The organism is Aeromicrobium sp. P2_G6 (assembly GCF_056403535.1).
This window is the reverse complement of sequence record NZ_JBFUFH010000007.1, coordinates 93822-116820: the sequence shown is the minus strand read 5'-3', so window position 1 is coordinate 116820 and position 22999 is coordinate 93822. Positions and strand designations below refer to the sequence as shown.

At 68.7% G+C, this 22999-nt stretch carries 21 protein-coding genes; 8 read left to right on the top strand and 13 right to left on the bottom strand.

Going from position 1 to position 22999, the window contains the following annotated elements; genetic code table 11:
* Nucleotide 1 precedes the first annotated feature (1 nt).
* From AC1DVU_RS19890 to AC1DVU_RS19865, 6 genes are read right to left on the bottom strand one after another with little or no spacing between them, the layout of a single operon-like run.
* Nucleotides 2-661 (bottom strand): TetR/AcrR family transcriptional regulator, encoded by a 660-nt coding sequence (locus AC1DVU_RS19890; RefSeq protein ID WP_476924188.1) that lies wholly within the window; start codon nt 659-661, stop codon nt 2-4.
* Nucleotides 658-2340: an allophanate hydrolase gene (locus AC1DVU_RS19885; RefSeq protein WP_476924187.1), complete on the bottom strand. Its 1683-nt coding sequence runs from the start codon at nt 2338-2340 to the stop codon at nt 658-660. Before AC1DVU_RS19885 ends, AC1DVU_RS19890 begins: the two co-directional genes overlap by 4 nt.
* Entirely contained in the window at nt 2337-5990 is a 3654-nt protein-coding gene (gene uca / locus AC1DVU_RS19880; protein WP_476924186.1) for an urea carboxylase, read from the bottom strand. The genes AC1DVU_RS19885 and uca overlap by 4 nt, the downstream gene beginning before the upstream one ends.
* Nucleotides 5987-6706 carry an urea amidolyase associated protein UAAP2 gene (locus tag AC1DVU_RS19875; RefSeq protein WP_476924185.1) on the bottom strand — a complete coding sequence of 240 codons (720 nt, stop codon included), beginning with the start codon at nt 6704-6706 and terminating at the stop codon, nt 5987-5989. The genes uca and AC1DVU_RS19875 overlap by 4 nt, the downstream gene beginning before the upstream one ends.
* Nucleotides 6703-7542, bottom strand: coding sequence for an urea amidolyase associated protein UAAP1 (locus AC1DVU_RS19870; RefSeq protein ID WP_476924184.1), 840 nt, complete (start codon nt 7540-7542; stop codon nt 6703-6705). The genes AC1DVU_RS19875 and AC1DVU_RS19870 overlap by 4 nt, the downstream gene beginning before the upstream one ends.
* On the bottom strand, nt 7542-9125 hold the full coding sequence (locus AC1DVU_RS19865) for an APC family permease (protein WP_476924183.1): 1584 nt from the start codon (nt 9123-9125) through the stop codon (nt 7542-7544). The genes AC1DVU_RS19870 and AC1DVU_RS19865 overlap by 1 nt, the downstream gene beginning before the upstream one ends.
* A 183-nt stretch (nt 9126-9308) precedes the next feature.
* On the opposite strand from AC1DVU_RS19865, the gene xylB reads away from it, so the two are divergent.
* From xylB to AC1DVU_RS19840, 5 genes are all read left to right on the top strand, one after another.
* Entirely contained in the window at nt 9309-10712 is a 1404-nt protein-coding gene (gene xylB, locus AC1DVU_RS19860) for a xylulokinase (protein ID WP_476924182.1), read from the top strand.
* A gap of 7 nt (nt 10713-10719) precedes the next feature.
* Complete coding sequence (xylA, locus tag AC1DVU_RS19855; protein ID WP_476924181.1) at nt 10720-11886, top strand: xylose isomerase; 1167 nt, start codon at nt 10720-10722, stop codon at nt 11884-11886.
* Nucleotides 11883-13067, top strand: a complete 1185-nt coding sequence (locus tag AC1DVU_RS19850; protein WP_476924180.1) for an ROK family transcriptional regulator — start codon at nt 11883-11885, stop codon at nt 13065-13067. Before xylA ends, AC1DVU_RS19850 begins: the two co-directional genes overlap by 4 nt.
* Nucleotides 13068-13178: 111 nt before the next feature.
* Nucleotides 13179-14003 (top strand): class I SAM-dependent methyltransferase, encoded by an 825-nt coding sequence (locus tag AC1DVU_RS19845; protein WP_476924179.1) that lies wholly within the window; start codon nt 13179-13181, stop codon nt 14001-14003.
* Between the two features lie 224 nt (nt 14004-14227).
* Complete coding sequence (locus AC1DVU_RS19840; RefSeq protein ID WP_476924178.1) at nt 14228-14392, top strand: hypothetical protein; 165 nt, start codon at nt 14228-14230, stop codon at nt 14390-14392.
* Nucleotides 14393-14668: 276 nt separating this feature from the next.
* Here the strand turns inward: AC1DVU_RS19840 and AC1DVU_RS19835 are convergent, their stop codons facing one another.
* The gene (locus AC1DVU_RS19835; RefSeq protein ID WP_476924177.1) at nt 14669-15709 is read right to left on the bottom strand and encodes a zinc-dependent alcohol dehydrogenase family protein; all 1041 of its coding nucleotides are present in this window, start codon (nt 15707-15709) and stop codon (nt 14669-14671) included.
* A gap of 77 nt (nt 15710-15786) precedes the next feature.
* A complete protein-coding gene (locus tag AC1DVU_RS19830) occupies nt 15787-16275 on the bottom strand; it encodes a GNAT family N-acetyltransferase (RefSeq protein WP_476924176.1) in 489 nt (162 codons plus the stop codon).
* 194 nt (nt 16276-16469) lie between these two features.
* Between AC1DVU_RS19830 and AC1DVU_RS19825 the strand changes: the two genes are divergently transcribed.
* Complete coding sequence (locus AC1DVU_RS19825) at nt 16470-16898, top strand: YybH family protein (protein ID WP_476924175.1); 429 nt, start codon at nt 16470-16472, stop codon at nt 16896-16898.
* A 47-nt stretch (nt 16899-16945) separates the two neighbouring features.
* On the opposite strand, the gene AC1DVU_RS19820 is transcribed toward AC1DVU_RS19825, so the two are convergent.
* The gene (locus tag AC1DVU_RS19820; RefSeq protein ID WP_476924174.1) at nt 16946-17185 is read right to left on the bottom strand and encodes a hypothetical protein; all 240 of its coding nucleotides are present in this window, start codon (nt 17183-17185) and stop codon (nt 16946-16948) included.
* A gap of 48 nt (nt 17186-17233) precedes the next feature.
* Nucleotides 17234-18016 carry a TIGR01458 family HAD-type hydrolase gene (locus AC1DVU_RS19815; protein ID WP_476924173.1) on the bottom strand — a complete coding sequence of 261 codons (783 nt, stop codon included), beginning with the start codon at nt 18014-18016 and terminating at the stop codon, nt 17234-17236.
* A 236-nt stretch (nt 18017-18252) separates the two neighbouring features.
* Here AC1DVU_RS19815 and AC1DVU_RS19810 point away from each other — a divergent pair, with 236 nt between their 5' ends.
* Together AC1DVU_RS19810 and AC1DVU_RS19805 are read left to right on the top strand one after the other, a co-directional pair.
* On the top strand, nt 18253-19038 hold the full coding sequence (locus AC1DVU_RS19810) for an alpha/beta fold hydrolase (protein WP_476924172.1): 786 nt from the start codon (nt 18253-18255) through the stop codon (nt 19036-19038).
* 54 nt (nt 19039-19092) lie between these two features.
* Nucleotides 19093-20037: a S1C family serine protease gene (locus AC1DVU_RS19805; RefSeq protein WP_476924171.1), complete on the top strand. Its 945-nt coding sequence runs from the start codon at nt 19093-19095 to the stop codon at nt 20035-20037.
* 10 nt (nt 20038-20047) lie between these two features.
* Here AC1DVU_RS19805 and AC1DVU_RS19800 read toward each other — a convergent pair whose 3' ends face one another.
* From AC1DVU_RS19800 to AC1DVU_RS19790, 3 genes are read right to left on the bottom strand one after another with little or no spacing between them, the layout of a single operon-like run.
* Nucleotides 20048-20461: a nuclear transport factor 2 family protein gene (locus AC1DVU_RS19800; RefSeq protein WP_476924170.1), complete on the bottom strand. Its 414-nt coding sequence runs from the start codon at nt 20459-20461 to the stop codon at nt 20048-20050.
* A 36-nt stretch (nt 20462-20497) separates the two neighbouring features.
* Nucleotides 20498-21721, bottom strand: a complete 1224-nt coding sequence (locus tag AC1DVU_RS19795; RefSeq protein ID WP_476924169.1) for an ROK family transcriptional regulator — start codon at nt 21719-21721, stop codon at nt 20498-20500.
* A gap of 3 nt (nt 21722-21724) precedes the next feature.
* Nucleotides 21725-22996: a sugar ABC transporter permease gene (locus AC1DVU_RS19790; RefSeq protein ID WP_476924168.1), complete on the bottom strand. Its 1272-nt coding sequence runs from the start codon at nt 22994-22996 to the stop codon at nt 21725-21727.
* Nucleotides 22997-22999 lie beyond the last annotated feature (3 nt).

Here is a 22999-nt window from a genome sequence, read left to right as displayed (position 1 = left end):
GTCAGTCCGCGAGCGCAGCCAGCAGCCGCTCGCCGGCTGCGGCAACCCTGACCACTTCCTCCTCGGGCAATCCGAGCAGACGCAAGCAGGCCGTCGCGATCGCCGGCGCGGTCGAGGCATCCGGCTCACCATCGCGGCGCAGTGTGATCACCATCTCGACAAGCTGCATGCAGCACGCCCCGATGAAGGCAGGGTCTTCGACCAGGCCGTCGACGAGCTGCTTGTAGGCCGACGCCAGCTCGTTCCGATGGGCCCGGAAGGTGTCGAAACGTGGCTGCTGCACCTCGTGCGAGAGATAGAGCACGCCGACGTTGTGCGGCGTGGCGAGCAGCGTCTCGACATCGATCAACGCCAGCGCATACAGAGCCGCCGGTCGATCGGGCTCGGCCAACAGGGGCGTGACGAACGCGAGGCTGGGCCGCACCGAGATCTCCAGCAGCTCCAGCAGGATCTCGTCCTTGCCGGCGAAGTAGTAGTAGAGCGAGGCTTGACGGATGCCGACGCGCTCGGCGATCGCCCTCGTGGTCGTCCCCGCATAGCCGTGCTCAGCGAACAGTGCGGCCGCAGCTCCCAGGATCTGGTCTCGCGGGGCAAGATCCGAGCTCCCTTGCGGAGCGGCCCGTGGTCGGCCGACCTTCTGCGTGCCGGAGTCGGTGCTCATGCACGCGATCCTGTCACGCTCGACACGTACGCGCGCCAACCGCCGAAGTCGCTGATGTCCAGTGCACCCTCGAGCGCGTACGGCTCGCAGAGGAACCCAGTGACCGACGACCCGTCGTCCAGCTCCACCGTCCCGATCGTCATGGGCGCGGGCAACGCGTTGACGAATCTGCCCAGGCCCGCGGCCGGGAGACGCCAGACCTCGCCCGGCACGCTCACCCCGCCCTCGACGACCCGGACGAGGCCGGGCTTGGGCGGCTGGGTCTGGAGCGCGTGCAGTCGGTAAGTCGGAGCGGTGCGTACGTCTGCCACCAGGCTTCCCCCGGCCGACACGAGCTGATGGTTGAGGGGCTGATCGCTGAGGTGCGCCCCCACGACAAGGAGTTCTGCCGTCGGCCCGCCCACGAGGGCAGCCACGTCGGCCAGCAGTCGGTCGTCGAAGGCCCTGCCGGTCAGCATCACGCCGAACGGCAGTCCCTCGACGGTGCCTGCCGGCACCGCGAGTGACGACATGTCGAGCAGGTTGGCGAAGTTGGTGAATCGACCCATCCGGGCGTTCGCGCCAACCGGATCGGCCGCCACCTCGGCAAGCGTGGGATGCCAGGTGGTGGTCGGTGTCAGCAGGGCCGCGAAGCCGTCGAGCAGCACTCTGCCCTCCGCGCCGAGGCGTTCGAGCTGCTCGAGGTCGCGGAAGTATTCGACGGCAGTGGCGTCGGCTCCCGCCTGGACGATTGCTGCGACCGTCGGGTCCAGATCACTGCCGATCAGGTCAGCGTGCTTGGTGATGTGGTCGCCGACCGCCGCCGTACGTTCGGCGACGAACGCTCCGCCATAGAGCAGGTCAGCCGCTCGCAGCAAGGGCGTGATGTCCACCGCGACCACCTCCACGCCATGACCGGTCAACTCGTCGACGACCGCGCTGAAGGCGTCACCCCATCCGTCAGCGAGCCCCTCAAGGTTGTGGGACGCCGGCACAGCCACACGCAGCGGCGTCGCGGGGAGAGCCGTCGCCCGGTCATTCCTCGCACCGGTGTCGATGCCGTCAGCACCGCTGAGCAGCTCGACCGTCGTCCGGGCGAGCCCCAGCTCCCGGGCGAAGACCGTCACGCAGTCCAGGCTCCGGCACGCCGGCACGACGCCCGTCGTGGGGATGAGCCCCTTGGTCGGCTTGACGCCGACGATGCCGTTGAGTGCCGCAGGCACCCGTCCTGATCCTGCCGTGTCCGTCCCGAGCGAGATGTCGACGACACCGAGCGCCACCATGACGGCGGAGCCCGAGCTCGATCCGCCTGAGATTCGGGTCGGGTCCCAGGCGTTGCGGACCGCGCCGTACGGGCTGCGGGTGCCGACAAGGCCGGTCGCGAACTGGTCGAGGTTCGTCTTGCCCAGCACGACGGCACCCGCGGCACGCAGTCGGGCGACCGCCGTCGCGTCGGCTGCCGGCAGGTAGCTGTACGACGCCGCGCCCGCCGTCGTCGGCATCCCGGCGACATCGATGTTGTCCTTGACCGCAGCGGCGAGCCCGGCCAGCGGCAGCGACTCCCCAGCGACGACCCGCGCATCGACGGCTGCCGCGTCCGCAAGCGCGTCCTCCAGCGGTCTCAGGTGGATCCAGGCCTCGGGCCGGTCCACCGCCGCGATCCGCTCGTATGCCGCGCTGATCCGCTCAGTTGATGTCATGCCTGCTCCCGGATCGCCATGAGGACCTGTCCCGGCACGACCTGCTCGCCCGGCTCGACGTAGATCTCGACGACTTCGCCATCGATCGGAGAGGTCATCGATGTCTCCATCTTCATGGCTTCCAGCGCCAGGACCCGTTCACCGGACCGTACCTGTGCTCCCTTCGTGACCGAGACCTGCCAGACGCTCGACACGAAGGGAGCCGAGACGGGGATGCTGCCTGGTGGGATGTCGACCGGCGCACCCGCCGTCACGACGGGCGGTTCGGGTCTGACGTCGAACTCCCCCGACGCTCGCCAGCGGCCCTTCTCTGCCTCGAACGCAGCGGCTTGCTGAGCACGGAACTGGCCGATCGACTCCGCATTGTCGGCGAGGAATCGTTCGTGGTCAGCCAGTGCGAAGACACCGTCCTCGGTGTCGACAGGTCCTCGTCCCGCGGCCGTCTCGGACCTCAGCTCGAGCAGCTCGTCGGCCGACACCGGATACCACTCGATGCGGTCGAAGAACCGCAGCGCCCACGGCTGCGCGTCCGACAGCCCACCGCGACGGAAGCTGTTCCACACCTGCGTCGTCCGCCCGACCAGCTGATAGCCGCCGGGACCCTCCATCCCATAGATGCACAGGTACGCTCCGCCGATSCCGACCGMGTTCTCSGCGGTCCAGGTGCGAGCCGGGTTGTACTTGGTAGTGACGAGCCGGTGGCGGGGATCGAGAGGCGTCGCGACGGGGGCTCCGAGATAGACGTCGCCGAGCCCCAGCACCAGGTAGCTCGCGCCGAACACCGTGCGGTGGACGTCGGCGACCGACTCGAGGCCGTTGATGCGTCGGATGAACTCGATGTTCCACGGCGTCCAGGGCGCGTCATCGCGTACGCCGGCCATGTAGCGCTCCGTCGCCAGCCGGGTCGCCGGATCGTCCCACGACAGCGGCAGCCGGACACGCCGCGAAGGCACGACCAGCTGGTTCGTCGCCGGCAGGTCCCGCTCGATCTCCTGCATGAGGCCGGCGACTCGAGCCGCGCCGATCACCTTCGCGTCAGTGTGCACCTGCAGCGAGCGGATCCCCGGCGTGATGTCCAGGATGCCGGCCGGCGCGACTTCCTGCAGCCGCGTCATGAGGGCGTGCACCCGCATGCGCAGTCCGAGGTCGAGCACCTGCGCGCCGTACTCGACGAGCAGGTTGTCATCCCCGTCACGCCGGTATGTCACGGCGGGCCGTCCACCGACGCCACCGGCCGGCTCGAGTCGGGCGATGACCCCGTCGTCGCCGTCCCCGCCGCGGGTCACCACCGTGGCGGAGCTGCGGTGTGAGTCGAGCCCCGCAGCCTCGTGCTCACGGATGGGGACGAATCGCACCGTGTCGCCCGGGCGCAGCTGTCCGAGCTTCCACAGCTCGCCGCTCGCGACCACCGCGGGGCACACGAAACCGCCGAGCGACGGCCCATCGGGCCCGAGGATGATCGGGGTGTCGCCGGTGAAGTCAAGCGCACCGACGGCATACGGCGTGTCATGGATGTTGGACGGGTGCAGGCCGGCTTCGCCACCGTCGCTGCGAGCCCAGGTCGGTCGCGGCCCCATCAGGCGTACACCGGTGCGGGCCGAGTTGAAGTGGACCTCGTAGTCAGTCGCATAGAGCGTGTCGATGTCGTCCCGTGTGAAGAACTCCGGTGCCGCGTGCGGGCCCTCCGTGACGGCGATCTGCCACGACGAAGTCAGGTACGGTCGGCGTTCCGCCGGCGTCGGGCCACCGATGCGGGTGAGCGTCTCACCCTCCGCGAAGGCAGGGTGCGGCGCCTCGGCGTCCTGTGAGCCGGGGCGCAGCACGTCGCCCGGGACGAGCGCACGACCGCCGTGGCCACCGAACCCGCCAAGCGTGAACGTCGAAGCACTGCCCAGGTATGTCGGCACGTCGATGCCGCCCCGCACCGCGATGGCCAGCCGGAGTCCTGGCCCTGCCGCGGTGCCGATCGCCAGGACTGATCCGGCGCCCACGTCGAGCGGCTCCCACATGGGTGCCGGGGCACCGTCGATCGTGACGTCGGCCGGCGCGCCGGTCACGCAGACCACAGCTGGGTAGGAGAACCGCAGGCTCGGTCCGGTGGCGGTCACCTCCAGTCCCGGCGCACCCTCGGGGTTGCCCACAGCGAGGTTCGCCTCGCGCAGCGACACCGGGTCCATCGGTCCCGATGGCGGCACGCCGACCTGCCAGTGCCCGACACGGCCGGGGAGGTCCTGCACGGTCGTCATAGCGCCGGCTTCCGGCACATCGATGCGGGGTTCAGGGTCGGCCGTCGTCGACAGCGTGGACGTCGAGTGTGTGGCGCTGCGGAGCGCGTCGCCTCCGGCGAGCTCGCGCAACAGCCCCAGGTTGGTGACGACACCGTCGACCCGGCTGGTGGCGAGACCCTCGTCGAGGAGGTCGAGCGCAGCGTCGCGGGACGGTGCCAGCGCGATGACCTTGGCCAGCATCGGGTCGTAGAACGGTGAGACCTCCAGGCCGGTCTCGATCCAGCTGTCCACGCGTACGTCCGGGATCGCGGGAGCGTTCTGGCCGGGGAACACGGCACGGGTCACCAGTCCGCTCGACGGGGCGCTGTCCTTGGCCGGGTCCTCGGCGTACACGCGGGCCTCGACCGCTACGCCGTCTGCCGACCACTGCCGGTCGAAGACCCGCGGGTCGAGCTCGCCGGCGCCGTCGCGCGAGAGCCGCAGCATGAGCTCGACCAGGTCGACGCCATAGACCATCTCGGTCACGGGGTGCTCGACCTGGAGGCGGGTGTTGACCTCGAGGAAGGCGGCCTCCTCGCGGACGGGGTCGTAGACGAACTCCACCGTGCCTGCGGAGCGGTAGTCGACCGATGCCGCCAATGAAGCGGCCGCTTCGTGCATCGCGCCTCGCACGTGGTCCGGCAAGGCCGGTGCCGGCGCCTCCTCGATGACCTTCTGRTTGCGGCGCTGCAGCGAGCAGTCCCGGTCGCCGATGACCGCGATCCGGCCGTCGCCGTCACCGAACACCTGCACCTCGACGTGCCGCGCGGGGCGGACCAGGCGCTCGAGGAAGACGCCGGAGGAGCCGAACGACGCCTCGGCCTGACGGACCACTCGCTCGTACGCCGACCGCACCTCGTCGACCGTGGCGCACGCCTGCATTCCGATGCCGCCTCCGCCGCCCGTCGCCTTGATCATGACCGGCAACCCGACCCGTTGCGCCTCGCGTACGGCGTCCTCGGCCGAGTCGAGCAGTCCGGTGCCGACCAGCATCGGCACACCAGCCTTCTCGGCCAGCTCACGTGCCGTGTGCTTGCTGCCGAACCACTCGATCTGCAGTGGTGTCGGGCCGACGAACGCCATGCCTGCGTCCTCGACGGCGCGCGCGAAATCGGCGCTCTCGGACAGGAAGCCGTACCCCGGGTGGATCGCACCTGCGCCCGTACGCGCTGCGGCCTCCAGCACACCCTCGATCCTCAGGTACGAGTCGCGAGCCGGGGCCGGGCCGAGCAGCACCGCCTCGTCCGCTTCGCGCACGTGCGGGGCAGCGCGATCGGCCTCGGAGAAGACTGCGACGGTGCGCAGGCCGAGATCCTTCGCCGATCGCACGATCCGGCGGGCGATCTCCCCGCGGTTGGCGATCAGCAGGGTGTCGAAGCTCATCGGCTCGTGACCTCGTTCCGGGTGACGATCATCCGCAGTGGAGTCGGGTTGAACTCGTTGCACGGGTTGTTCATTTGCGGGCAGTTGGACACGAGCACGAGCACGTCCATGTCGGCGCGGATCGCGACCCGGCGACCAGGTGCCGACATCCCGTCGACGATCCCGAGGGCGCCGTCGGCCTCGACGGGCACGTTCATGAACCAGTTGAGGTTGGACACGAGGTCCCGCGAGGTCAGCCCGTGCCGCGATGCCTCGGCAAGGAAGTTCTCCCGGCAGCCGTGCTGGTACGCGGTGTGGTGTCCATAGCGCAGCGTGTTGGACTCCTTGCCGCACGCACCACCGATCGTGTCCTGCCGGTCGATCTCGTTGCCGACGACTGTCATGAGCGGACGACCGAGCCCCGATCGCAGGACGGTGCCCTCCCGGACGTACGCGTTGCCCTGCCACGTGAGCGTGTCGGGCACGCTGTAACGCTCGGCCGTGTCGTGCGCGTTGAACATCAGGCAGTCGGCGGACTGGTTCCCTCCGACGTCGACGATCGTCAGGACGTCCCCTGCCAGCACGACTGCGGACCACGGCGCGTTGGGTGCGACCCGCTCGTCGAGCACGACCTCGCCAGGCACCAGCGCCTCGCTCCAGTCGAGCCGGGATCCCGGCGCGTACACGGCTCCGACCGGCACGGTGGTGCGGATCTCTTCGATGGTCTCGGTGCTCACAGGCCCCTCGCCTCCAGGTAGTCGGTCGTGTTCAGGTAGGCGCGCTCCCGCTCTGGCGACGCCCCGTAGTGCTCGTCAGCCGGACCGCTGGGGTCGCTGCGCCAGGCATGCACGCGCAGCGGTCCGACGACGTAGTCCGGACGCGGGTCGAGCGGGTGCGGGACGTTCGCCACGAGCACGATGAGCGGCATCTCGGCGACCAGGTCCACAGATGTGTGCGGGCCGGCGGACCCAAGCCATGACAGCGCCCCGTCGTCCTGGACCCGGATGCCCTGGAAGAACGACACCGACGGTGGAAGATCCCGCGGGGTGAGTCCGTGCTTGACGCCGGCCAGGCTGAACAGGGCCCTGCCCGACGGGCTCGGACCCTGCGGCGCCGCGTCGCCGCACTTGACGACGTTCCACTCGTCCGACGACGTGCCGCAGAACGCGTCATGGTGCGCCGACGTGTCGGCGACGACCGTTGCCAGCACCCGTCCCTCGCCCGACAGCAGCGGGTGGCCGGCACCGAGGTAGGCCTGCCACGGGATCTTCTGCGTGTCGGCGACATTGAGTCGCTCCCACGGCTCGAGGGCGTTGAACACCAGCACGTGCGCGCACGCGTCACCAGTGACGTCCTCGAGCCGCAGCCGGGCGCCACGCGCCACGACCTTGTGGGTGTAGCCACCGGGAGCCACCGTCTCCGCCCAGACCAACGCCGACGGGTCGACGCCGTCCGGTGCGAAGGGTGAGGTGGCCGCCGGCAGGTATGGCATCCAGTCCGAGACGTTCGCCCCTTGGGCTCTGGCGTCGGCTCGGGCCGCCAGCACGCTGGCGGTGTCGCGTGCTCCCACCATCAGGCGATCGCCTCGGCCGTGGTGTCGGCGGTCGTGTGCAACGCCGGCAGCTTGATGGCGCCACCGTGGCGGATCCGCGTGCGCCAGTGGATTGCGGCTCCGACCACGAGCGTCAACCCGATGAACAGCAAGGCGCTCCACTGCAACCACCAGCCGCGGCCCTCGAGGTCGTAGATCTCCGTGCGCGGCCAGGCCAGGTTGACGACCATGCCGAGCTGGTATGCGATCGCGACGAGGTTGACCACCAGACCCCATCGGCCGAGTGAGAACAGCGGGCGGCCGTCCTCGTCGACGCCGTCTGCCAGGCCCTTGTTACGGATCCGCGAGACCAGCAACGGCACGGTGACGCCCAGGTAGGCGAGGTAGAGCATCGCGATGCACAGCGACGCCAACGCGAGAAAGACCGCGCTCTGGTTCCAGTTGACCGCCAGGGCGATCGCCGCTCCGACACCCACCACGACCGAGGTTGCGATCGGGGTGCCCGTCCGCGGCGAGACCTTCGCCAGGACCGAGGAGAACGGCAGCGTGCGCTCGCGCGCCATCGAGAACATCATCCGCGAACCCGCGGTCTGGACCGCGAGCGTGCACGCGAAGACCGCGATGGCCACCGCGCCCAGCAGGAGGCGACCGCTGACGTCACCCAGCCGGGCGGTCAGGACGCCCGCCAGGCCTGAGGTCGCGAGCGATCCGTCGGTCAGGCTGGGCGCCGCGAGCAGTCCGGCGAGCAGCAGCAGGAGACCACCGATGCCTGATACGACGAGCGCGCGGACGATCGTGCGAGGCGTGGTGCGGCGCGGTGCATGAGTCTCCTCGGACAGCTCACCGGCTGAGTCGAAGCCGACCATGACGTACGCGGCCATCAGCGAGGATGCGAGCCACAGGGGCAGGTAGTGCCCGGGCGCCGCTCCCGCTGTCGTGTTGACCGTGCCGATGCCACGCTCGGAGTGGAAGAACAGGGCGACCACCAGGGCCACGACGCCGAGGATCTCGATGGCCACCGCCGCGGAGGTGACGACAGCCATCAGGCGTACGCCGATCACGTTGATCGCCGTGGTGAGCGTCAGCACGATCAGTCCGAGGACGACGGCGTTCTGCGCACCGGTCGGGCTGAGCGGGGACGAGTCGGCGCCGGAGCCGCCGACGAGCTGGAAGCCCGTCCAGATCGCGGGAAGCACGGCCTGCATCGCTATCGCCGCGGTCGCGACAGTGAGGATCTGGCCGATCACCATGACCCAGCCGGTGAACCACCCGAAGTCGGTGCCGGCAAGGCGACTCGACCACTGGAAGATCGACCCTGAGATCGGATAACGGGCGGCCAGCTCGGCGAAGCACAGGGCGACGAGCAGCTGACCACCGAAGACGATCGGCCAGGTCCAGAAGAACGCCGCTCCGCCGAGGCTGAAACCCAGACCGAAGAGCTGGAAGACCGTCGTCAGGATCGAGACGAAGGAGAAGCCCGCAGCGAACGAGGCAAAGCTGCCCACTCCGCGGCGGAGCTCCTGGGTGTAGCCGAGAGCCCCGAGATCGTGGGACTCGGACGGTGGCGACGATGGCGTGGATGAGGGTGGAGCAGTCAGTGTCATGGGGCGTCCTTTGAGCGGAAGAAGAGCCACTACCTGTCACGCGACAGATATCCCGTCCAGTCTCGAACGGCAGCTGTTTCGTCCGTGTTGCGCGATCGTGAAGAGTTCAGTCCTCGTTGCTGAGCACGCGCATGTGCACGCAGAGGTCTTGACTTAATTCAAGACTCGTACTAAACCTGTCACATGGCATCGGACTTCGTACTGGGCATCGACTCCTCCACCCAGTCGACCAAGGCGCTGCTCGTCGACGCCGCGACCGGCGAGGTCGTCGCGCAGCAGTCCGCCCCGCACCCTGACGGCACGTCCGTCGACCCTCGCGCCTGGCTCGATGCGTTCGACCAGGCCACCGCGGGACTCCTTGAGCGGGCCAGCGCGGTCGCGGTCGGTGGCCAGCAGCACGGCATGGTCGCCCTCGACGAGTCCGACTCCCCCGTGCACGACGCGATCCTCTGGAACGACACCCGCTCGAGCGGCGAGGCCCTCGACCTGATCGACGAGATGGGCGGCCCCGAGGCCTGCGCCGACACGATCGGCAGTGTGCTCGTCGCCTCGTTCACGTCGACCAAGCTGCGCTGGCTCCGCGACCACGAGCCCGACGCGGCAGCCCGTACGCGCCGGGTGTTGCTCCCCCACGACTACGTCTCCCGCCACATCACCGGCGGTGAGCCGTTCACGGACCGCGGCGACGCGTCCGGCACGGGCTACTTCTCCACCGGCAAGGACGACTGGCTCCCCGAGCTCGCCGAGGCCGCGATCGGGCAGGCCGTCGAGCTCCCCCGCATCGTCGCGTCGTCGGAGGTTGCCGCGACCACCGCCAACGGACTCGTCGTGGGCGCGGGCACGGGCGACAACATGGCCGCTGCGCTCGCCCTCGACCTGGGCCCCGGCGACGTCGTCGTCTCGATCGGCACGTCGGGGGTCGCCTCGGCGATCAGCGACGCGCGCATCGCCGACGGCACAGGGTCGGTCACCGGCTTCGCCGACGCGACCGGGCGGTTCCTGCCGATGGCCACGACCATCAACGCCGCCCGCATCCTCGACCTGCAGGCCAACCTGCTCGGCGTCGACCACGAGGAGCTCGGCCGCCTGGCCCTCGCCGCTCCCCCGGGCGCCAACGGGCTGACGATCGTCCCCTACTACGACGGCGAACGTACGCCCAACCTGCCCGACGCCACCGGCACGTGGAGCGGCCTGACCTCGTCGACGACCCGCGAGGACCTCGCCCGCGCCTCCTTCGAGGCCCTGCTCTGCTCGCTGGCCGACGGCGTCGACCACCTCGTCGCCAAGACCGGCATCACGCCGCGGCGGATCCTCATGGTCGGCGGCGCGGCGGGCAATGCCGCGGTGCACGCCATCGCACCCGCGATCTTCGGCACTCCCGTGACCGTGCCCGCACCCGGCGAGTACGTAGCCCTCGGCGCCGCCCGCCAGGCCGCCTGGGCGCTCGGCGGCAGTGCAGAACCTCCGACCTGGGCCTCGGCGAACGCCGAGACGTACGAAGCAGAACCCACACCTCCCGTGCGTGAGGCCTACGCACGCCTCCGCGACCGCACCATCCCGTGGTCCGACACCACCTCACAGAAATAGGGCTCCCATGAGCATCCCGACCCCTTCCCCCTCCGACAAGTTCTCCTTCGGCCTGTGGACCGTCGCCTACCCCGGTCGTGACCCGTTCGGCGAGCCCACCCGCGCCCCGATGGACCCGATCTACGCCCTCGAGCGGCTCGCGGGCCTCGGCGCGTACGGCGTCAACTTCCACGACGACGACCTGATCCCGTTCGGCTCCGACGACGCGACTCGCGAGCAGATCATCGAGCGCTGGAAGAAGGGTCTCGCCGACACCGGCCTCGTCGTCACCACCGCCACGACCAACCTGTTCACCCACCCCGTGTTCAAGGACGGCGGCTTCACGTCCAACGACCGCGAGGTGCGTCGCTTCGCGATCCGCAAGGTCATGCGCAACATCGACCTCGCCGCCGAGCTCGGCGCCAAGGTCTACGTCTGCTGGGGCGGCCGTGAGGGTGCCGAGTCCGGTGCGGCGAAGGACGTCCAGGCAGCGCTCGACCGCTACCGCGAGGCGTTCAACGTGCTGGGCGAGTTCGTGCACGACAAGGGCTACGACATCAAGTTCGCGATCGAGCCCAAGCCCAACGAGCCCCGCGGCGACATCCTGCTGCCGACGATCGGGCACGCGCTGGCGTTCATCGAGACGCTCGACCGCTCCGAGAACGTCGGCGTCAACCCCGAGATCGGGCACGAGGAGATGGCCGGCCTCAACGCCGCACACGGCTACGCACAGGCGATGTGGCAGGGCAAGCTGTTCCACATCGACCTCAACGGCCAGACCGGTCCCCGCTACGACCAGGACTTCCGCTTCGGCGCCGGCAACGTACGCGGTGCGTTCTGGGTCGTCGACACGCTGCTGGCCGGCGGGTATGACGGACCTGTGCACTTCGACTTCAAGACGCCGCGCACCGAGGACGACGAAGGTGTCTGGGCCTCGGCCAAGGGCTGCATGACCAACTACCTCGTGCTGCGGGAGAAGGCGCTCGCATTCCGCGCCGATCCCGAGGTGCAGGAGGCCCTTGCGGCCGCCAAGCTGCCCGAGCTCGCGCAGCCGACGCTGTCCGAAGGTGAGGGCTGGGCGGACCTGGAGGCTGCCCCGCCGGCCGACCCCGACGCACTCGCTGTCCGCGGCGCCGGGTTCGAGCACCTCGACCAGCTCGCGCTCGAGTACCTCTACGGGGTGCGCGGAGGGTGACCCTCACCGGGGTCCCGACAGGGACGGAGTACGTACGCCGGCAGAACACCGGCCTCGTGCTGCGCTCCCTGCGGACCGACGGGCCGGCAACACGTACCGAGCTGGCCCGTCGGACCGGGCTCGCCAAGGCGACGGTCGGCACGATCGTCGCCGAGCTCGAGGCTGCCCGCGCCGTGACCCAGGACGACTCCGTCCCGTCGGGTCGCGGGCGGCCCGGCCGGCCGGTGACCCTGACCGGCGAGTCGATCATCGGGCTGGGGCTCGAGGTCAACGTCGACTATCTCGCCGCCGTCGCCCTCGACCTCGCCGGCAACGTGCGGATCGTCGAGACCCGCCCCGTCGCCACTCCTGGCACACCGCCCAGCACCGAGGAGCTCTTCGAGCTGGCGACCGACATCCGCAACGTGCTGGTCAACGACGGCCATACCGTCGTCGGCGCAACGGTTGCTGTGCCGGGCCTCGTCGCGCACGACAATCGCACGGTCTCGTGGGCGCCCAACCTCGGCTGGGACGGCCGGCACCTCGCGGCCGAGCTCGAGGCAGCGTTTGGTGACGACTGCCCCACCACGATCGACAACGACGCCAACTGCGCCGCCCTCGCCGAGGCTGCCCACGGCGTGACGACCGACGTCTCGCACTCCCTCTACATCACCGGCACGATCGGCATCGGCGCCGGCATCGTGCAGGACGGCCGGCTCGTACGTGGCGGCGCCGGGTTCGCCGGCGAGGTCGGCCACATGCCGATCGGCAACCCCTCGCGCGTGTGCGGCTGCGGCCGCCTCGGCTGCTGGGAAGCCTCCGTCGGCCTGCGTGCCATGCTCAGCGCTGTCGGCATCGACGAGGAGGACACTCCCCTGCAGACTGCCATCGCCGTCGCGGACCGCGCGACCCGCGACCCGATCACCCGCGACGCCCTCGGTGCCCTCGGCCGCGACCTCGGCACCGGTTTGGCCACCCTGGCCGCCGTCCTCGACCCCGCCGCTATCGTCCTCGGCGGCTACTTCGTCCCCCTTGGCGCCTACGTCGTCCCCGCCGCCGGACAGGTCCTCGCCGAGCGGCTCCCCTCGGCGTCGATCCACCTCCCGCAGATCCGACTCAGCTCGCTCGGCATCCACGCCGCCGCGCTGGGCGCCGCAGAAGACGCCCTGGCCGACGTCTACGCGGGGACGCTGGCGCTTTAGATCAACGTCATTTCGACAGAGACCAGCGGGTGTTGTTCCCTGAGCACGCGCGTTTCAACCCTCTTCCGCGAATGGCGGCCGAGTAGCAGCTGACGCTGCAACGATGAAGAGATGAACCAGATCTCGACCTTCTACACCGGCCCTGGCGGGCTCGTATCGGCGATCAGCTCCGCGCTGGACGCCTCTGGGGTTGACCGGGCAGCGCTGCGGCCGGCTGACCTCGCTCCGGTCGACGAGTTCCACATCCGGGGGCGGGCGGCAACTCTGGAGATCATCGAGGCGCTCGACGTAACCGCCAACTCTCGCGTGCTCGACCTCGGCAGCGGATTGGGCGGTCCGGCGCGGACGGTGGCAGAGGAAACCGGATGCACAGTTACTGGCGTCGATCTCACTTCGGAGTTCTGCGAGGTTGCGACGGCACTCTCGCAGTGGACCGGCATGTCCGATCGGACCAGCTTCCACGTCGGCGATGCCACCGCGACGGGCTTTCCTGACGGCGCGTTCGACGCTGCGCTGACAGTTCACGTGGCGATGAACATCGCCGACAAGCCCGCGCTCTATGCCGAAGCCTTCCGGGTGCTCCGACCCGGCGGCAGGTTCGTCATCTACGACGTGTTGCAGGGTGAAGGTGGCCCCGTCCGCTTTCCGGTTCCGTGGGCTGCCGACCCGTCGACCAGCTTCCTAGCGAGCCCCGAGCGCATGCGCGAACTGCTCCCGGCGGCCGGATTCGAGGTCGTCTCGGAAGTCGACTCGTCAGACGAGAGCCTCGCCTGGTTCCAGCAGATGCGCGCCCGGATCGAGCGGGACGGACCGCCACCGGTTACCTTCGCGACCTTCCTCGGAGATGCCTTCGGGCAGATGGTCGCCAACCAGGTCGCCAACCTCGCCGAGAGACGCATTCGCACCGTCATGTTCTCGAGCATGCGCCCGCTCTGACAGTCCCGGTCCGGCGGTTCGGCGTAGCCAGACGCATCCGATCGACTGGTTGTCACTAGTTCATCAGCGGACAACAGTTGGCCCCTTTGGGCTATGGCCGATGAGGTCGGACAGCGAGGACGCTGATGTCGAACCCGCCCGCTGACCGGGCAAGCGGGGTTCGGGAATGTCCCGGGTACGGAGGCAGAAATATGCGTAGGTCCCTAGCAACCATTCTCGCGACCATGGTCATCACTCCGATTGCCGCGGTCACCCTGGCCGCGCCAGCCAGCGCCGGAAACCGACACGACGACGTAAACCCGTGGGCCAGCGATTACAACTCATGCCACTCCGTGCGGGCGAATGACTACCACAGCACCGCCAACTACTGGGGCTACTGCCGCAACTGAGCAATCCAAGACCGAGTTCCGCTCGGGACAAGGAGGCCGCCCCGGTACAAGCAGTCCGCGGGTGGCCTCTTGCTTGAGTCGGACTCCTCCTCAGCGGGACGGGAAACACCACGGCGTTCGTTTTGCCGCCGGCCGCTAACGATTCAGCGTGCCCTTCCATCGTGCTCTCGTGATGAGCGCGGCAAGAACAAGGAGCCCCAGCGTCGCCTCGATCTCGTACGCGCGCCAATCCGACGCTCCCCACTGAACACGGACGACCGCGCGCGTCGATCGAGCTCAGCGGGTTGGATCGATCATGGTCATGCCGGCAACCTTCGCCTGGTCGAACGTCGGCAACAGGTCCGCGGCTGCGTCTAGACCGATGGTTCGCTCGATCAGCCGTTGCGGTTGCAGTGATCCCGCCTCGATCAACGCGAGCATGCTGGGATAGTCGGTCGCGGCCATCCCGTGGCTTCCCAAGACGTCGAGCTCCCAGCCGATCACTCGTGCCATCGGCACCCTCGGGTGTCCGCCGATCGACGGAAGCAGTCCAACCTGCACAAGTCGGCCTCGACGCCGCAGGCTGAGGATGGCATCGGCACAGGTTTGCTCGCTACCGACGGCATCGATCGCGACGTGGCTGCCACCGCCGGTGAGATCCCCGACCGCCGACGGGATGTCGGTGCCGTCGGCACGGAGGGTGTGCTCCGCGCCGAGCTCGGCGGCCACTGCGAGTGCCTCTCGGTTACGGTCGACGGCGACCACCCGGGCACCGAGTGCGCGGGCGATCATCACCGCGCTCAGACCGACTCCGCCGGCACCGATCACGGTGATCCACTCCCCCTCGGTGACTCGCGCGCGTCCCACGAGCGCGCGGTACGCCGTGGCGAACCGGCATCCGAGGCTGGCCGCGGTCGCAAAGTCCACCTGCTCAGGAATGGCGACCAGGTTGGTGTCCGCGGCGTGCAGAGCGACGTACTCAGCGAAGGAACCCCAGTGCGTGAACCCTGGCTGTTCCTGGTCGGGACAGACCTGCGCGTTGCCTCCTAGGCACCACGCGCACCGACCACAGCCGCAGACGAACGGAACGGTGACCCGGTCCCCGACCCTCCACCGCGTCACACCCGTGCCAACCTCCACGAGCTCCCCGGCAAGCTCATGGCCGGGCACATGTGGGAACGAGATCTCGTCGTCGTGTCCTGCCCAGCCGTGCCAGTCGCTGCGACACATGCCAGTGGCAACGACACGGACAACGACGCCACCGGCTGGAGCCGAGGGTCGCGGCACGTCTCGGACCTCCGGTCGAGACCCGGCAGCGGCGACCACAAGTGCGCGCATCGCCACATCCTCCCAGACAGATGCAGGTGTTCGGTGCCGGGTCTTGCCGGGCCATGCCGCGCATCACCGCTGCGACCCTATGCGTTCAGCACGTAGATGAACTCCTCGATGCCGTCGTCGGACGCCGGCACCTTCGCCTCCTCCACGCGATCGCGCCGAAACCCACACTTCTCCAGGACGCGGATCGAGCCCACGTTGTGCGTCACGACATGGGCGTACAACGGCCGGACCGACACTTCGTCCACCATCAGGGCGAGCGCCTGTGTCGCGACGCCGCGGCCCCAGAACTCGCGTCCGACCCAGTAGCCGAGTAGTTGCTGCCCGTTGTCCGGCCAGCTGCCGATGTTGCCAGCCACCGCGCCATCGGCAACGATCGTGCGCACAACCAGGGTGTCGTCGCCGCGGAGCTTCGCCCAGTGCGCCGCGAACTGGTCCTCGTCGCGAGCGGGAAACGCCGCCATCTCGACCGCCTGCGGATCCGCCTGGTGGTCGAAGAACACCTCGATGTCCCCGTCTTCGACATTCCTGAGATGCACCGCGGGTGTCACGTCGTGGACTCCGGTCACGTCCAGTCGCTCCTCGCCTCGGTCCTTGCGTCGACCCACCACCTCGACGGTCCACTGTTCCACCGACCACCGACACTGTGGTTCCCGCAAACGTCCGTCGGCTCGTCCAGCAGCGACCTGAAGCTGTCCGATGAGGGTGCACTTGCGTCGCAGCAGAGCGAGACTTGTCGTATGTCGTGAGGTTGGAGGTCGCCATGGCCGACGAGAGGCCCGAGTTCTTCAAGCAGTACTACGAGGCCGCGCGACTATTCGCCCGCGGCGACCCCGAGGGTGTCAAGGCCATCTACTCGCACACCGAGGACGTGGTGCTCGCCAACCCTTTCGGTCCTGCGTCAGTGGGCTGGGATGCGGTGGGTCACGCCCTGGATTTCGCTTCGTCGCGCTTTCAGGACGGTGATGTCGAACCGTTCGAAGTTCTGGCCCGCTACGACTATGGGCAGTGCGTGGTCATGCACGCGGTCGAGGATTGGCGCGCGCGGGTCGCAGATCGGCCGGAGGTGGAACCGTTCCGCCTGCGGGTCACAACCGTCCTGCGTCTCGAGGACGGCGGCTGGCGGATCGTCCTCAGACACGCTGACCCCATTGCGACCCCGGACGGCTTAGGGCCCGTGCGCGGTCGGTAGCCGAGCGGTCGACACGCTGACGAGGCCGAACGGCGCAGTTGAAGAAGTCACGTCCCCCGCGGCTCGGGAACCTCGCGCGCGATGTTCTGGTCCGCGGCCGGGTGCTCGACCAACGCCAGGATGCGGGTTGCCATGAAGCGGGCCGTACGGACCGGCGTACCGCTGCGAGTCACCTCGGACACGGTGACGATGCCGCGCCCCGTCTCGATCTCGACCCGGCGGCCGTTCTTGCTGGCGACGATCTCATAGGTGCGGACCTCTCCGCCCGCATCAATCACGATCTCCACGCGGTCACCACGCACACATTCACGGTACGCCCGCGCCGCTTGCCGGGCTCAGTACGGCTGGGAATCGGCCCACCACCGCGGGAGGTCGGCGATCGAGTCGAGCACCGCATCGGGGGTGATCTCACTGGTGAGGTCCGACGCGGAGAACTTGCCGGTGCGGACGAGGACACCGGTCAGTCCAGCCTGCTGTGCACCCTCGACATCGGTGCGTATGTCGTCGCCGACCATGACAACGTGGTCCGCCTCCAGTGCCAAGGCGTCGACAGCGGTGGCGTAGAACGCCGGATCAGGCTTGCCCACAACGACCGCGGTGCACCCAGCGGCGTACTCAAGCGCTCGCACGAATGGGCCGGCGTCGAGCCGATGCCCGTCCTCGGCGCGCCAGAAACGGGTCATTCCCAGGGCGACCAGAGGAGGCGCTGGGTCGTTCATGAGGAGGCGAAAGGCGCGGTTGAGCGTCGCGTACTCCCAGCCCTCCCCCAAATCACCGACGATCACGGCACCAGCGGAACCGTTTGCACGGAGCGGTCCCAGCTCGGCGAACTCCGCCGCAGTGGCATCGGGGACGAACAGCGCCGGACCCTCGATCTCGTGGCGCCGAAGCCAGGCGACCGCCGCCACGGCGGGGGTGAGGATCATGTCCTCGCCAGCGCGGATACCGATACCAGCGAGCTTGTCGACGATCGCCCGCCGCGGACGAGAGGTGGTGTTGGTCAGGAAACGGTACGGAATGCCCTCACGCGCGAGCCAGTCGACGGTCCCGGCCGCGCCCGGCACTGGCTCGTCTCCTACGTAGACAACCCCATCGAGATCCAGCAGCACTCCGCGCACGTATCCATCATGCGACCGACGCGTTCAGCGTGCGCTTCCACCGCCGGCAACTGCGGCGATGCGGTGAAGTGTCGATGGGAGGGGGTGGGACATGATTTCTGGGCGCGCGTCACCAGATGATGTGACCGAGCTGGTGACTTGGATCCCCCAACCCCGTCCCCCGACGACATTCCAGCCGTGTGCCGACCGCGACAACCGGGCGTACATTCAAAGAAGGGTGTGCGAGGCGGTGCGGTATGGGCGTTGAGTGGCAGTTGTACGAGTCTGGTCCGGCGGACGCCGAACACACTGTGCTGTTGCTTCCCGGAGGCATGTGCAGCGCCCGCTCGTACGTGGAGCTGATGCAGCAACCCGACCTCGCTGGGCTGCGGCTGGTGGCGGCGACGATGCCGGGACAGGCCGGTGCGCCGTCCCCGGACGACTACAGCCATGAGGCGTACGGGCGTATCACGGCGGATCTCGTGGCCCAGACGGGAGCGGACGTCGTCGTCGGGTTCAGCATGGGCGCGAACGTGGCCTTGGAGATGGCAGAGAAGAAGCTCTTCACCGGCCCCACGGTGCTGCTCGGCATCAGCTTGTCGTTGCCGGACGAGTCGGCGTTCTTGGTCAATGTCATCCGGCTCTCCAAGGTGCTCGGCGTCTTGCCGCTGGCGTTGATGAAGAAGGCTGTGGGCTCGATGGCCAAGCGCATCCCCGTGACACCGGAGCGGCAGGCCGAGCTTGCTGCAGACTTCGGCAGGAACAAGCCACAAGACATGCGCCTTGCCCTTCTTGAATACCTCAAGTGGCTGAAAACCGGCGAGGACCACGCCGCCATGCTGTGCCACTCCGGCGTCCCGACGTGGGTGGTCCACGCAGAGAAGGGCGACGGCGATCTCACCGACGCCGAGCGGCGCACGCTCGAGGCGTGCTCGACGGTCAAGGTCGTGACGGTTCCGGGCAACGTGTTCTTCCTGCCCAACGAGGTACCCGACCAGATCGCGGCCGTCATCAGCGATGCCGTCGCCGCGGTCAGTGCGTGATTCTGAGCGGGGTGAGCCCGGGAATAGCGGTCGCGGGACAGGAGTTGTCGAGGTATGAGCAGCGACTCAGAAGCCGAGCGCGATGCACTCGACGCGTACTCCGCGATCGTCACGTCGGTCGCCGCGCAATTGACGCCCCGGGTGGCGGCGCTGAGCATCCGGCTGGCTCGCGGCGAGTCGGCCGGGTCGGCCGTCGTGCTCAGCGGCGAGGGTCACCTGATCACGAACTCCCACGTCGTCGGCGAGGCCGACGGCGGCACGGCGGAGTTCGCTGACGGCACCGTCGCCCGGTTCAAAGTCGTCGGACGCGATCCGCTCTCCGACCTCGCGGTGGTACGCACCGACGGAATCGTGCCGAGTCCGCCTGAGTACGGCGACGCCGACTCCCTGCTGGTCGGCTCCCTCGTCGTGGCGGTCGGCAACCCGCTGGGTCTGGCCGGCACGGTAACCGCTGGCGTCGTGAGCGCCCTGGGCCGAAGCATGCCGGCGCGCTCGCGTACGGCGGCCCGGCTGATCGAGGACGTGATCCAGACCGACGCGGCGCTCAATCCAGGCAACTCCGGCGGCGCCCTCGCTGACAGTCGCGGCCGCGTGGTCGGCATCAGCACGGCAGTGGCCGGGGTCGGCCTCGGGTTGGCGGTGCCCATGAACGCAACCACTCGGCGGATCATCCACGCGCTGATGAATGACGGGCGGGTACGCCGGGCGTACCTCGGCCTGGTGAGCACTCCTGCGCCGCTGACTCCCGCCCAGGTGGAGCGGTTCGGGCAGCGTCGCGCGCTGCGTGTTGTCGAGGCCGTCAAGAACAGCCCGGCCGCGGTCAGCGGTCTGCATGCCGGCGACATCGTGCTCGCCGTCGATGGCGTGTCCCTCGATGACGCTCAGTCCCTGCAGAAGAGGCTGTTCGCCGACGCCATTGGACGCCGGATGGAGATCACCGTGCTGCGCAACGGGGCTCTGGTGGATGCCGTGGTGGAACCCATCGAGCTCGAGGACTGAAGGCTGGAGCTCAGTCACCTTCGTGTGGTGGCCGGTAAAGCTGCTCGACCGACGCGTCGATGTCGACGTCACTGTCCTCGACCGGCTCGACATACAGCCGGCCTGCCGCAATCCGGTCATTGCGGATCGTGAGGATGAGAACCCCGCGCATGGCGAAGGTTGAGCCGTCGGTGTGGTGCCCGCGCCAGTCGACATCGCCCCATTCCACGTCCCCGTCAGTGCACGACGCCACGAGCTCGGCTCGGAAGTCCGGGACGCCCGCAAAGACCGAAGACCAGTTCTCGAGGACCTGCTCCCGTCCCACGAAGGCGCGGCCCGGATGGGCGGGCTGCTCGCTCCGATAGTCGCCGCTGAAGCACGACGCGAAGAGCTCCGCGTCGTGCGCGTTCTGCGCGTCGATGAGGCGCTGAAGGAATGCACTCATGACATCAAATCTAGAACGGCGACACTGTTCCTGCAGTCATCCAGCGAGGGCGGCCTCGACGTCCAGGCACGCGGTGGCGAGCCGGCCGACGGGGTCGGCCAGGAGGGGCTCGAACGCGAGCTCGGCAGCACCGTGCAGCACGGAGTCACCGCCGAGCCCGGGCAATGTCACGAGGACCTGCTCGCGGGGTGCCATGAGTCCGTGGATCGCCAGCTCGCTGTCGACGTCCTCGCGGACGAGCGGGAACAGCGATCGCAGGTAGCCGCCGAGCACGATGACCCGCGGGTTGAGCAGGTTGACCGCACCGGCGAGGCCGCGACCAAGGTGCCGGCCGACGATGCGGAGGTCGGGGGTGGCCTCGTGGACGCCCTCGAGGAACTCCCCCAGCGCACCGACCTGTTCGGGCGGACAGCCGATGGCAAGGGCGATCGCGGGAGCGCCGATCTCGGTCTCCCAGCAGCCCCGCGCGCCGCAGTGGCAGAGCTTGCCGTCAGGGATGAACGGCATGTGGCCGATCTCGCCGGCATAACCGCCAGCGCCTTCGAGCTTGCGGCCGCCGACGATGACGCCGGCACCCACACCGACCTCGCCGGACAGATAGACCAGATCGTCGACACCGACACCTGCACCGCGCAGGTGCTCGGCCAGCGCGCCGAGGTCGGCGTCGTTGCCCAGCACCGGCATGCCGATCGGACCCAGCCGTTCGGACAGGATCTTGGTGAACGGGACGTCCTGCCAGCCGAGGTTGGGCGCCAGGCGTACGAGTCCGTCGTCGCCTCGGATGATGCCCGGGACGCCGAGTCCGACACCGACCAGGGCGGCACCGGGCTCGACGTCGCGGACGACCAGACGCATCAGGTCCACGACCGAGGCCGCGATGGCCTGCGGATCGTGGTCAGTCGGGACCGGGCCGGTGGCACGTGATCGAATGACGCCACCGAGTCCCACTCGGGCCACCGTCAGCCCGTCGACCCGCAGGTCGACCGCCAGGACGTACGCACCCGGGCGCGCCTTGACGTCGACCGACGGGCGTCCGGCGCCGATCCGGGTCCCTGAGGGCTTGGCCTGATCGGCCAGCCCCAAGGACTCCAGCTCGGTCACCAGACCCGCGATCGTGCTGCGGTTGAGACCCATGCGAGCCGTCAGCTCGGCACGGGAGATGCGACCCGCGCGATGCACGTGCCCGAGAGCTGTCCCGAGATTGTGCCGGCGAACGTCCTCCTGATTCGTGCCGACCCCCGAGCGTCCGGCGGTTGCCATGGCTTATCCCAGGCCTGTCGCCGAACGACGGCGGCGCGAGATGGCATCAACGCTGGCTGCGAGCAGGAGCACGCCGCCGGTGACGAGGAAGTTGATGTACGACGCCTGCGCCAGCAGGCCGAGGCCGTTGGCGATCGTGGCGATCACGAGACCGCCGATGACGCCGTCCCTGGCATTGCCCTTGCCTCCGAAAAGACTGGTGCCACCGATGACGGCCGCACCCACGCCGTAGAGCAGCACGTTGCCGGCGCCGGAGTTCGTCGAGACCTTGCCGACGTACGACGCTGCGACGATGCCGCTCAGCGCTGCCATCGAGGAGCAGATGATGAACACCGAGATGCGGATGCGATCGACATTGATGCCGGCGCGACGAGCCGCTTCGGCGTTGCCGCCGACGGCGTAGACGTGACGGCCCCAGGTCGTACGACTGAGCATGAACGTCCAGAAGATCAACAGCAGGATGACCATCGGGATGACGTACGGGATGCCCTCGATCGGGAAGTTCGGGTTCACGCTGCGGTTCTGGTTGAGCACGTACGTCACACCGAACACCACGATGCCGATTGCGGCGATCTGGGCGACGACGAGGGACAACGGCTGGTGCTGCAGGCCGAGTGAGACCTTGCGCCGGTGCTGCAGCAGCCTCAGCACCGTGAGCACGGCGATGATGACGACCGCGGAGATCCAGCCTGCCGCAACACTCATGTTGTTGTTGGCGATGCCGCTGATGACGTCCTGGCTGATGCGGACGGATCCGCCCTCACCGATCAGCTTGAGGCTCACACCTTGCAGGCCGAGAAAGAACGCCAAGGTCACGACGAAGGACGGGATCCCGAGCTTCGACACGAGCAGCCCGATGATCAATCCGATCGCCGCCCCAGTCAACAGAGCAGCCAGCACTGAGACGACCCAGTTCTGGTCGTGCTCGACCATCAGGACGCCCATGACACAGGCGGAGACGCCTCCAGCGACTCCGGCCGACAGGTCGATCTCACCCAGCAGCAGCACGGGGATGAGGGCCATCGCGAGGATGATGATCGGACCCGCCTGGGTGAGCAGGTTCGCGAAGTTGAGGTTCGACAGGAACCGGTCATTGGCGAAGCCGAACACGATGAACAGCACGACGAGGCCGAGAACGGATGGCAGGGCACCCATCTCGCCGCCACGTACGCGGCTGATGTAGGCCTGGACGGACTCCCCCAGGCTGTGGGACTGCGTGAGGTCGGCCGCGAAGCCTGCTTCCTCAGCTTCTTTGTCGTTGACGATGTCGGTCATGAT

What these genes read in the sequence shown, in the direction of transcription:
- AC1DVU_RS19890 (WP_476924188.1), bottom strand. Translation starts at nt 661, where the DNA reads ATGAGCACCGACTCCGGCACGCAGAAGGTCGGCCGACCACGGGCCGCT.
- AC1DVU_RS19885 (WP_476924187.1), bottom strand. Translation starts at nt 2,340, where the DNA reads ATGACATCAACTGAGCGGATCAGCGCGGCATACGAGCGGATCGCGGCG.
- AC1DVU_RS19870 (WP_476924184.1), bottom strand. Translation starts at nt 7,542, where the DNA reads ATGGTGGGAGCACGCGACACCGCCAGCGTGCTGGCGGCCCGAGCCGAC.
- AC1DVU_RS19865 (WP_476924183.1), bottom strand. Translation starts at nt 9,125, where the DNA reads ATGACACTGACTGCTCCACCCTCATCCACGCCATCGTCGCCACCGTCC.
- xylB (WP_476924182.1), top strand. Translation starts at nt 9,309, where the DNA reads ATGGCATCGGACTTCGTACTGGGCATCGACTCCTCCACCCAGTCGACC.
- xylA (WP_476924181.1), top strand. Translation starts at nt 10,720, where the DNA reads ATGAGCATCCCGACCCCTTCCCCCTCCGACAAGTTCTCCTTCGGCCTG.
- AC1DVU_RS19845 (WP_476924179.1), top strand. Translation starts at nt 13,179, where the DNA reads ATGAACCAGATCTCGACCTTCTACACCGGCCCTGGCGGGCTCGTATCG.
- AC1DVU_RS19840 (WP_476924178.1), top strand. Translation starts at nt 14,228, where the DNA reads ATGGTCATCACTCCGATTGCCGCGGTCACCCTGGCCGCGCCAGCCAGC.
- AC1DVU_RS19835 (WP_476924177.1), bottom strand. Translation starts at nt 15,709, where the DNA reads ATGCGCGCACTTGTGGTCGCCGCTGCCGGGTCTCGACCGGAGGTCCGA.
- AC1DVU_RS19825 (WP_476924175.1), top strand. Translation starts at nt 16,470, where the DNA reads ATGGCCGACGAGAGGCCCGAGTTCTTCAAGCAGTACTACGAGGCCGCG.
- AC1DVU_RS19810 (WP_476924172.1), top strand. Translation starts at nt 18,253, where the DNA reads ATGGGCGTTGAGTGGCAGTTGTACGAGTCTGGTCCGGCGGACGCCGAA.
- AC1DVU_RS19805 (WP_476924171.1), top strand. Translation starts at nt 19,093, where the DNA reads ATGAGCAGCGACTCAGAAGCCGAGCGCGATGCACTCGACGCGTACTCC.
- AC1DVU_RS19800 (WP_476924170.1), bottom strand. Translation starts at nt 20,461, where the DNA reads ATGAGTGCATTCCTTCAGCGCCTCATCGACGCGCAGAACGCGCACGAC.
- AC1DVU_RS19795 (WP_476924169.1), bottom strand. Translation starts at nt 21,721, where the DNA reads ATGGCAACCGCCGGACGCTCGGGGGTCGGCACGAATCAGGAGGACGTT.
- AC1DVU_RS19790 (WP_476924168.1), bottom strand. Translation starts at nt 22,996, where the DNA reads ATGACCGACATCGTCAACGACAAAGAAGCTGAGGAAGCAGGCTTCGCG.